The 1,017-nt window shown below is 75.1% G+C and carries 1 protein-coding gene; it reads left to right on the top strand.

The features are described 5' to 3' along the window. A partial coding sequence (locus HMPREF3099_RS10765; protein WP_141762135.1) for a TM0106 family RecB-like putative nuclease occupies nucleotides 1-1,017 on the top strand: 1,017 nt, incomplete at both ends.

Below are 1,017 nucleotides of genomic sequence, written 5' to 3'. Positions count from 1 at the left end.
GGGCGACGACCTGCTCGGCGTGGCCCGCATGTCGATGCCGCGGCGCAAGGCCCTGCACGCCCACGGCATCACCACGATGGCGCAGCTGGCCACCGCCGAGCGGGGCCCGCGCGGCATCCGGCAGGCCGACTTCGAGGCGCTGCGCGACCAGGCCGCCCTGCAGGTACGGGCCCGCGAGGCCACCGCCGCCGCCCGGGAGGCCGACCCCGCGGCACCGGAGGTGGTGCTCAGCGAGGTGATCTCGGCCGAGGCGTTGGCCGCCCTGCCCGCGCCGAGCCCGGGGGACGTGTTCTTCGACTTCGAGGGCGACCCGCTGTGGCGGCCCGCGCCGGGGGCGCCGAGCGGGCTGGAGTACCTCTTCGGCGTGGAGGTGCTGGACGTGCCCGAGGGGGCTGACGTCGTCGGTGGTGACGACCCCGCCGCCTACGGGCCGCCCGACGAGCACGGCGCCCGGTACCGCGCGTGGTGGGCGCACGACCGCGCCGAGGAGGGCCGGGCGCTGGCGGACTTCCTGGACTGGCTGGCCGCTCGGCGCCGCCGTTACCCGGACCTGCACGTCTACCACTACGCCGCCTACGAGGTGACCGCCCTCAAGCGGCTCACGGCGGTGCACGGCATCGGGGCCGAGCAGCTGGACGACCTGCTGCGCCAGCACGTGTTCGTGGACCTCTACGCCACCGTGCGCGCAGGTGTGCGGGTGAGCCAGGCGAGCTACTCCATCAAGAAGCTGGAGCCGCTGTACATGCCCGCCCGCGGGGCCGACGGCGTGACCGGTGGGGCCGACTCGATCGTGGAGTACCAGCGGTACTGCACCGCCCGCGACGCCGGGGAGGCCGAGCGCGCGGCCGGGATGCTGGAGCGCATCCGGGCGTACAACGAGCTGGACTGCGAGTCCACCTGGCGGCTGCGTGACTGGCTGCTCGCCCAGCGCGATGCCGTGGCGGACGCGAGTGGGGCGGAGGGCGCCTGCCCGGAGTGCACCGGCACCGAGAACCGCACCGGTGCTGAACTCGACAG

The organism is Kytococcus sp. HMSC28H12 (assembly GCF_001816045.1).
Classification (GTDB): Bacteria; Actinomycetota; Actinomycetes; order Actinomycetales; family Dermatophilaceae; genus Kytococcus; species Kytococcus schroeteri.
The sequence above is the reverse complement of the archived record's forward strand: the minus strand, read 5'-3'. Positions and strand labels throughout refer to the sequence as shown.